Raw genomic sequence first — 9,320 nt, 5'->3', positions numbered from 1 at the left:
GCCGCTGCGCGTCGCTCAGACACACGCGAGCCCTGATCCGCCAAACCCTGCGCTCCTCGGCGCATCCAGAGGGGCACGAGGGACAGAACATCCACACGGGCCATCGCTGCGCTCGGCCCCGGATCGCGGGCGCAATCGCCTCGCGCTGCGCAGGCGCGGCCGAGCGCAGCAATGGCCCGAATGGTTGTGCGGCTGTTGGATGTTCGGCTGTCCACCCCCTGCTGGCTGCGCCTGCGGCGGGGCGGTTGCGGGGTGGCACGCGCGTCGGAGCGCGCGTGCTTAGTGAACTGACTCGCCGTGGATGTCTGAACGAAGCTGCAACGCAGCTCAGTGAGTTCCACGGCGCACCCCGCAGCCGCCCCGCCGCAGGTTTGCCCCTTCGCAACGCGAAGGGGTCGCAGACTGGGGGTCGCCTTTTCTTTGGTAACTTTCTTTTGGCGAAGCAAAAGAAAGTTACTCGCTCGCCGGGCGACTCCCGGCCTCCGCCCTCAACCCAGGCATGCGGCCCAATCAGCACAACAACCAGACACTACAAAATCAATAGCTACCTAGGCATGTTTCACTAGCGCAAGCAGCCCAAACCGCTCAAAAACTACTGCGGCGCAGCCGCCACCTTCACCACAGGCTGATCCCCCCACCCGCCTCCAAGCGCACGAATCAACCCCACCGTCGCCACATACTGCGCCGTCCGCACCTGCAGCTCCTGCCGCCGATTGCGCAACTCGCTGCGGCGCGCGTCCAGCAACTCCAGCTGGCTCACCAACCCATTGCGATACCGCACATCCGACAACTGTGTCGCGCGCCGCGCGGCAGTCACCGCACGCCCTTGCGCCTCAGCCTGGCCAGACAGCAGACGCAGCGAGGTCAGCTGATCCTCCACGTCACGGAACGCATTGAGCACCTGCCCCCGGTGGTCCGCCAGCGCAGCCTCCAGGCGCGCCTTGGCGCCCTCGATCTGCGCATCGCGCTGACCGCCGTCAAAGATCGGCAGCGACAGCAGCGCACTCACACCCCAGGCACGGGCCGACCACTTGAACAGGTCACCCAGCTCGGGCGACGCATGCCCCGCATTGCCGGTGAGCGTGACGGCCGGGAACCAGGCCTTCTGCGCCACGCCCACGCGCGCTTGCGCGGCCAGCACGGCAGTTTGCGCGGCCGACACATCGGGCCGGCGCGCCAACACCGTGCCGGGAACGCTAGGCGGGATGACCGGCAACGCGGCATCGCCCATTGCGGGCGGCAGCACAAAGCCGCTGGCCACCTCGCCAGCCAGCACGGCCAGCGCGTTGGTCAGCAGGGCCTGCTGGCGCTGCAAGGCCAGGGCATCGGACTCGGTGGCGGCCACCTCGGTCTGCACGCGGGCCACGTCCAGCTCGGCCACATCGCCCGCCTGCAGGCGGCGCTGCGTCAGGCGCAGGGTGTCCTGGTACGCGGCCAGGCTCTCTTGCACCAGCACCTGCTCGGCCTGCACGGCGCGCAGCTGCAGATAGGTTTGCGCCACGTCAGCCTGCACCATGAGGCGCGTGCTTTGCAGCAAAGCTTCGCGCGCGTCGGCGTCCAGCCGCGCGGCGTCGCTGGTTTGCGAGAGGCGGCCGAACAGGTCCAGCTCGTACGAGGCATTGAGCCCCGCCGTGCCCAACGTGGCAGGTGCTGCGCTGCCCGTGGTGGCAGCGCCTGCCTGGCGCGTCACACCGGCCGAGGCGCCCACTTGCACCGAGCGCGCGGCATCGGCAGAGCGCAGCAGCGAGCGCGCCTCGGCCAGCCGCGCGGCGGCCTGCTGGATGCTGGTGTTGGCCTTGCCCGCGCGCAACACCAAGTCGGCCAGCACCGGGTCTTGAAAGCCCAGCCACCACTCGCCGCGTGGCTGTGCCTCGGCGGGGGCGGCCACCGTCCAGGGCGCCGTGGACAGTGCGTCGCTGCCTGCGGTGAAGCTGGTGGGCACGGGCACACCCGCATGCGGCGCGGGGGCCACCGGCTGGGTCGTGCAACCGGCCAGCACCAGGGCGGCAGCCAGGGGCGCCAGCAGGCTGCGCTTGCGCACTGCCAGGGCACCGTCGGTGGAGTTTTTCTTCAATTGCAAATCGGTCATGGTTGGTCTCCTGCCCCGCTCGATGCACCCGTTGCAGTCGGCAACGGGTGCACCGTGGAGCGCGCATCTAGGGCCACAAAGGTCGTTGTTGTCACCGTGGTCAAGGGCATCATTCGTGCTCCTTGCGTGGCGCAGCCAGCACGGGGTGCGCGGTGCCACCAGTGCCAGTGTTGTGGGAGATAGGCGCCACATGCGCGCCATGCTCCACCAGCGGGCGGTTGCCAGCCAGTTTGCGCAGCAGCACGTAGAACACGGGCGTGAGGAACAGGCCGAAGGCCGTCACACCAATCATCCCGGCGAACACCGCCACGCCCATGGCGCTGCGCATCTCCGCACCCGCTCCGGTGGACAGCACCAGGGGCAACACACCCATCACGAAGGCCAGCGAGGTCATCAGGATGGGGCGCAGCCGCAGGCGGCTGGCCTCGATGGCGGCCTGTATGGGCGTGCGCCCGGCAAACTCCAGCTCGCGCGCAAACTCCACGATCAGGATCGCGTTCTTCGCTGACAGCCCCACCAGCACGATGAGCCCGATCTGCGTGAACACGTTGTTGTCGCCTTTGCTCAGCCACACGCCGGTCATGGCCGCCAGGATGCCCATGGGCACGATCAGGATGATGGCGATGGGCAGCGTCAGGCTTTCGTACTGCGCGGCCAGCACCAGGAACACCAGCAGGATGGCCAGCGGGAACACCAGCACGGCAGAGTTGCCGGCCAGGATCTCCTGGTAGGTCAGCTCGGTCCATTCGAACGTGATGCCCTGGGGCAGGGTCTCTGCGGCAATGCGCTCGATGGCGGCCTGGGCCTGGCCCGACGAATAACCGGGCGCGGGGCCACCATTGACGTCAGCCGCCAAGTAGCCGTTGTAGCGCATGGCGCGTTCGGGGCCGAAGCTCGGCTCCATCTTCATCAGGGCCGACAGCGGCACCATCTCGCCGGTGCTCGAACGCACCTTAAGCAGGCCCACGTCTTCCGCCCGAGCCCGGTAGGCTGCATCGGCCTGCACGCGCACGCTGTAGGTGCGGCCAAACTGGTTGAAGTCGTTGGCGTAGAGGCTGCCCAGGTAGATCTGCAGCGTGTCGAAGATGTCCGTCACGGGCACGCCGAGCTGGCGTGCCTTGGTGCGGTCGATGTTGGCGTAAAGCTGCGGCACGTTGACCTGCCAGCTTGTGAACAACCCCGCCAGCTCGGGCGTCTGGTAGGCCTTGGCCATGAAAGCCTTCACCGCGTTGTCCATGGCTTCATAGCCCAGCGAGGCACGGTCTTCGATCTGCAGCTTGAAGCCGCCCGTGGTGCCCAGGCCCGCCACCGGGGGTGGCGGGAACATGGCGATGAACGCGTCCTGGATGCTGCCAAACGCCTGGTTCAGCTGGCCTGCCACCGCACCGCCGCTCTGGTCGGCACGGGTGCGCTCGGCAAAGGGTTTCAGCGTGGCGAACACGATGCCGGAGTTGGAGCTGTTGGTGAAGCCGTTGATGGACAGGCCGGGGAAGGCAATCGCGTCTTCAACGTTCGGGTTCTCCTTCATGATCTCGCCCATGCGCCGGATCACGTTCTCGGTGCGGTCCAGCGTGGCGCCGTCGGGCAGCTGCGCAAAACCGATCAGATACTGCTTGTCCTGCGCGGGCACGAAGCCGCCGGGCACGATCTTGAACAGGCCGACTGTGGCGCCCACCAGCGCGAGGTAGATCACGAACATCAGCGCCTTGCGGCCGATGACGCGCTTGACGCCGCCGCTGTAGGCCTCGGAGCCGCGATGGAACAAGCGGTTGAAGCCGCGGAACAGGCCACCGAACACCTTGTCCATGCCGCGCGTGAGCGCGTCCTTGGGCTCATCGTGGCCCTTGAGCAGCAGTGCTGACAGCGCGGGCGACAGGGTCAGCGAATTGATCGCCGAGATCACCGTGGAGATCGCAATGGTCACCGCAAACTGGCGATAGAACTGGCCCGTGAGCCCGCTGATGAAAGCCAGTGGCACGAACACCGCCACCAGCACCAGTGCGATGGCAATGATGGGGCCTGAGACTTCGCGCATGGCGCGGTAGGTGGCCTCGCGCGGGGTCAGGCCCGCCTCGATGTTGCGCTCGACGTTCTCCACCACCACGATGGCATCGTCCACCACGATGCCGATGGCCAACACCAGCCCGAACAGGGAGAGCGCGTTGATCGAGAAGCCCAGCAGGTGCAGCACGGCAAACGTACCCACCACCGACACCGGCACAGCCAGCAGCGGGATGATGGACGCGCGCCAGGTCTGCAGGAACAAAATCACCACCAGCACCACCAGGGCGATGGCTTCGAGCAGCGTGTGGATCACGGACTTGATCGACGCACGCACGAACTGCGTGGGGTCGTACGCAATCCGGTACTCCACGCCTTCGGGCATGTTCTTCTGGATCTCGTCCATGGTCTTGCGCACGTTGGCCGAGATGTCGAGCGCGTTGGAGCCCGGCGCCTGGAACACGCCCATGCCCACGGCAGGGTCGTTGTTGAGCAGCGAGCGCAGCGAGTAGTCGGCTGCGCCCAGCTCCAGGCGGGCGATGTCGCGCAGGCGTGTCACCGCACCATCCGCACCGGTCTTGACGATGATGTCGCCGAACTCTTCTTCGGTCTGCAGGCGGCCCTGCGCGTTGATGGACAGTTGCAAGTCCACGCCGGGCAGGCCGGGCGATGCGCCCACCACACCTGCAGCGGCTTGCACGTTCTGGCCGCGGATGGCGGCCACCACGTCGCTGGCCGAAAGGCCGCGCTGCGCGACCTTTTGCGGGTCGAGCCACACACGCATGGAGTAGTCGCCACCGCCGAAGATCTGCACCTGGCCCACGCCCTGGATGCGCGCAAGGCGGTCCTTCACGTTGAGCACAGCGTAGTTGCGCAGGTAGTCGATGTCGTAGCGGTTGTTGGGCGAGACCAGGTGGACCACCATGGTCAGGTCCGGCGCGCTCTTGACGGTGGTGACGCCCAGGCGGCGCACTTCCTCGGGCAGGCGCGGCTCGGCCTGCGAGACGCGGTTTTGCACCAGCTGCTGGGCCTTGTCGGGGTCGGTGCCGAGGGCAAAGGTCACCGTCAGCGTCATTACGCCGTCGGTGGTGGCCTGGCTGCCCATGTAGAGCATGCCTTCCACGCCGTTGATGGACTCCTCCAGCGGCGTGGCCACGGTCTCGGCGATCACTTTGGGGTTCGCGCCTGGGTACTGTGCGCGCACCACCACGGAGGGCGGCGCGACTTCAGGGTATTCAGAGATGGGCAGACCGCGCAATGCGATGAGCCCCCCGAGGAAGATGAGCACCGACAGCACCCCGGCAAAGATGGGGCGGTCGATGAAAAAGCGGGACAGGTTCATGGATGCAAATTCCTGGTGTCCAGCGCGCTCAGGCGGCTGGCGACTTGGCGGCGTTCTTGGCTTCCTTGCGATCACCCGCAATCTCGGCCTTGGCGGTCATGGGCACAGGCTGTGGCGCCACCACGGCACCGGGGCGCACGCGCTGCAGGCCGTTGACGACGATGTTCTCGCCCGCCTTGAGGCCCGAGGTGACCACGCGCAGGCCGTCAATCGGCGCGCCCAGGGTGACCTCGCGGTACTCGGCCTTGTTGCCCTCGCCCACCACCATCACGAACTTCTTGTTCTGGTCGGTGCCCACGGCACGCTCGTTGATGAGCAGCGCCTGGGTGTTGCGGGCCTGGCCCATGCGGATGCGGGCGAACTGGCCGGGGATGAGCGAGCCGTCTTCGTTGTCGAACACGGCGCGCACGCGCACGGTGCCGCTCTTGGCATCGACCTGGTTGTCGATGAGCTGCAGGCGACCGGCGTGCGGCGTGCCGCCCGAAGTTCCGGTGCCCATCTGCACAGGAATGCGCTCGATGAGCTGGCGGGCGCTGTTGCCGCGCTGGCCGCTTTGCAGGTCGGCCAGGGCCTTCACCACGATCTGCTCATCGGTGTCGAAGCTCGCGTAGATGGGGCTCACGGACACCAGCGTGGTCAGCACGGGGGCGCCCGCGCCGGCCGCCACCAGGTTGCCCACGGTGACTTCGATGCGGCCCACACGGCCCGCCACAGGGGCACGCACCTGGGTGTAGCCCAGGTTCAGCTTCGCGGTCTGCAGCGCGGCCTGGGCGGCGCGCAGGTTGGCATCGGCCTCGCGCTGGGCGTTCAGGCGCTCGTCATGTTCGCGCTGGGCAATGGCTTTTTCTTCGAGCAGGCGCGTGGCGCGCTCCAGTTCGCTGCGGGTGTACGACAGGCGGGCCTGCGCAGCGACCACCTGGGCTTCGGCGCGGTCCACCTCTGCAGCGTAGGGGGCTGGGTCCACCGTGACCAGCAGGTCGCCCTGCTTGACCAGCGAGCCTTCGCGAAAGTGCACGGCCTGCACGGCGCCCGAGACGCGGGGGCGCACATCCACGCGCTGCACGGCTTCGAGCCGGCCGGAAAACTCGTCCCACAGGGCGATGTCTTTTTGCAGCACGGCAGCCACCGACACCGGCATGGCGGGCGGTGCTGCGGGGGCGCTATCCGCCTGCGCCACGGGTGCCTGAAACACCAGAACAGCAGCCGCCACGGTGGCCGTCACGGCCGTGGCAAGGGTGGCCAGACCCAGTGGGCGGCGCTGGGAGAACTTGGAGAAGGATGGGAAGTTCATGGTCACTTTCGATCAGTAGGTGTGCCCTTGTGGAGCACGCTGTGAAACTTGTCTGCCGTGCGCTGGCGCCTGTGGGCTGCACTCGGCAGGGGTCAATGCAAAGGGGGCGGAATGCAGTCTCGGCAATGACACGGTGGAAAGGTCAATACCCCGGCGACAAACACCGGGGCGGCCTGCGTGCCACCGTCAAAAGACGGTGCGGCCAGGTGCGCTGTGACAGCGGCCGCAGGCCAACGGGATCAGGGGTGCATGCATGGTGTGTTCTTTCCTCCGTGTCGTTTGAATGGGTAACGTGGGCTCTAGGACATGCGGAGCGGTCAACGCTGGGCAAGCGTTTCCCCTCCGGCACGCTAGGCCGGAAATCAAGATGTAAAAAGGGAATGGGGCTCGCGCCGAGCCCGCGTTTCTCTGCCTCCACCCGGGTGGAGGTCAGCGGCTGTCAGGGATGTGAGAAGGTGTCAGGGGCCGTCGTCAGGACGGCACCGGACTTCGCGTGGAGGCAAAGAACTGCCGGAACTGCTCCTGCGCACCCGCCGCACACGGACATTCATGCGGGCCGGTCTGCAGCAGGGCATCGGGCCACTGCGGGTTCTTGGAGAACACGTGGCGCGTGACCGGCAGGCCGGCAGCCTCCAGCCGGGCCGCGTAGGCCAGCGCCTCGTCGTGCATGGGGTCGGTGTCGCCCACCAGGATCAGCGTGGGGGGCAGCCCCGCCAGGCGCTGCGCACCAGCAGGCACCGCATAGGGGTGCTCGGCATCGCGCGGGCAGCGCAGAAAGTTGCGCCAGCCCTCGGTCCACTTGCAGCCCGTGGAGTCCCCAGTGGCCTCGCGCAGCGACGCGGTGCCCACACAGGGGTCCAGCATGGGCGACAGCAGGATCTGCCCGGCCAGCGGGGGGTGAGACTGGTCACGCGCCATCAGTGCCACGGCCGCCGCCAGGTTGCCACCGGCCTCTTCGCCCGCCAGGTACACGGCGGCGCCCTGCCCGCCGAGCTTGGTGCGGTGCTTGTGCACCCACTTGAGCACACCGTAACCCGTGTCCACCGGCTGTGGAAAGGGCGTGAGCGGATACGCGACCGACACCACCACGGCCCCGGCACTCTCCAGCAGAGAAGCCACCGTGCAGCCGTTGTCCAGATCGCCCGACATGAAGGCCCCGCCGTGGAAGTGCACGACCACCGGTGACGCCTGACCGGTCTTCTTGCGGCCGTACATGCGCACTTCCACGTCCTGCCCCTGGGCCACCTCAATGGTGGAATCGGTGCAGACGGACGCAGCCACCCCGGACGCCTTGGCGGGCGCCGCAGCGGGCTGCGTGGGCAAAGAGGATGAAGACGGGCGGTCGGGCTGCATGGCAGGTACCCAGTAGGTAGGTGGATAGGTGGAAGGTCGGTTGACGATGGATGAAATGTAGTGGGTTGGGCCTTTCTGATAAACAGGTCAAACACCACCGCACTGTTTCCAAAAGCTCAACAATCAAACCGGGGCGCCCGTGTGAGAATTCCTCAGCACCCAATCTGGGTGCTGATGACTCAAGGAGAAGCCATGGACCAGATACAGGCCATGCGCATATTCGTGCGGGTGGTGGAGGCCGGCACGTTTACCCGGGCAGCGGATTCGCTGAGCCTGCCCAAAGCCACGGTGACCAAGCATGTGCAGGCGCTGGAGGAGCGGCTGCGCGTGAAGCTGCTCAACCGCACCACCCGCCGCGTGACCGTGACACCCGACGGCGCGGCCTATTACGACCGCACGGTGCGGCTGCTGACCGACCTGGACGACATCGAGGCCAGCATGACCAACGCGCGCGCCAACCCGCGCGGGCGGCTGCGCATCGACGTGGGCACATCGGTGGCCCAGTTGCTCATCATTCCGCAACTGGCGGAGTTCCATGCCCGCTACCCGGATATCCAGGTGGACCTGGGTGTGAGCGACCGCACGGTGGATCTGATCGGGGACAACGTGGACTGCGTGATCCGGGGGGGCGAGCTGAGCGACCAGTCACTGGTGGCGCGCCGCATTGGCAACCTGGAGTTCATCACCGTCGCCGCACCCGCCTACCTGGAGCGCAAGGGCACACCCACGCACCCGCTGGAGATCGAGGAGAAACATGCCAGCGTGATCTATTTCTCGCCCCAAAGCGGGCGGCACTATCCGCTGGAGTTTCGCCGGGGTGATGAGTCCATCGACATCACCGGCCCCTACCAGCTGAGCGTGAACGAGGCCAACGCCTACGTGACCTCCATCGTGGCGGGCCTGGGCATTGGCCAGATCACCAGCTGGCAAGCCCAGCGCTACCTCGCCAGCGGAGCCCTGGTGCAGCTGCTGCCCGACTGGACCCAACCCCTGCTGCCTGTGTATGTGGTGTACCCGCCCAACCGCCACCTGAGCGCCAAGGTGCGCGCGTTTGTGGACTGGGCGGCCGAGCTGTTCCAGCGGGAGGCCCATCTGCAGCGCAAAGCCTGACGCCCCCTGAATCGGTTCTGTGGTGGCAGTAGTGGAGTTAACACCCGATGCACACGACAGGATTGCCCTCAGGGCGTGTTCACGCTCCCAGTCTGTATGCTTGGAGCCATGAGCACTCCAGAGACCCCGCCACC

At 67.0% G+C, this 9,320-nt stretch carries 5 protein-coding genes; 1 reads left to right on the top strand and 4 read right to left on the bottom strand.

The genetic code is table 11. The features are described from left to right. Positions 1 to 592 precede the first annotated feature (592 nt). From AC07X4_RS23315 to AC07X4_RS23300, 4 genes are all read right to left on the bottom strand, one after another. Complete coding sequence (locus tag AC07X4_RS23315) at positions 593 to 2,089, bottom strand: efflux transporter outer membrane subunit (protein ID WP_494741465.1); 1,497 nt, start codon at positions 2,087 to 2,089, stop codon at positions 593 to 595. Positions 2,090 to 2,198: 109 nt separating this feature from the next. Further along, positions 2,199 to 5,432, bottom strand: a complete 3,234-nt coding sequence (locus AC07X4_RS23310; RefSeq protein WP_494741464.1) for an efflux RND transporter permease subunit — start codon at positions 5,430 to 5,432, stop codon at positions 2,199 to 2,201. Between the two features lie 28 nt (positions 5,433 to 5,460). Further along, positions 5,461 to 6,723 carry an efflux RND transporter periplasmic adaptor subunit gene (locus AC07X4_RS23305; RefSeq protein ID WP_099732051.1) on the bottom strand — a complete coding sequence of 421 codons (1,263 nt, stop codon included), beginning with the start codon at positions 6,721 to 6,723 and terminating at the stop codon, positions 5,461 to 5,463. Positions 6,724 to 7,194: 471 nt separating this feature from the next. Next, on the bottom strand, positions 7,195 to 8,076 hold the full coding sequence (locus AC07X4_RS23300; RefSeq protein ID WP_192418796.1) for an alpha/beta hydrolase: 882 nt from the start codon (positions 8,074 to 8,076) through the stop codon (positions 7,195 to 7,197). A gap of 192 nt (positions 8,077 to 8,268) precedes the next feature. Between AC07X4_RS23300 and AC07X4_RS23295 the strand changes: the two genes are divergently transcribed. After that, positions 8,269 to 9,186 carry a LysR family transcriptional regulator gene (locus tag AC07X4_RS23295; protein ID WP_056061756.1) on the top strand — a complete coding sequence of 306 codons (918 nt, stop codon included), beginning with the start codon at positions 8,269 to 8,271 and terminating at the stop codon, positions 9,184 to 9,186. The last annotated feature ends 134 nt before the right edge of the window (positions 9,187 to 9,320 follow it).

The organism is Acidovorax sp. GW460-11-11-14-LB4 (assembly GCF_059423685.1).
The sequence above is the reverse complement of the archived record's forward strand: the minus strand, read 5'-3'. Positions and strand labels throughout refer to the sequence as shown.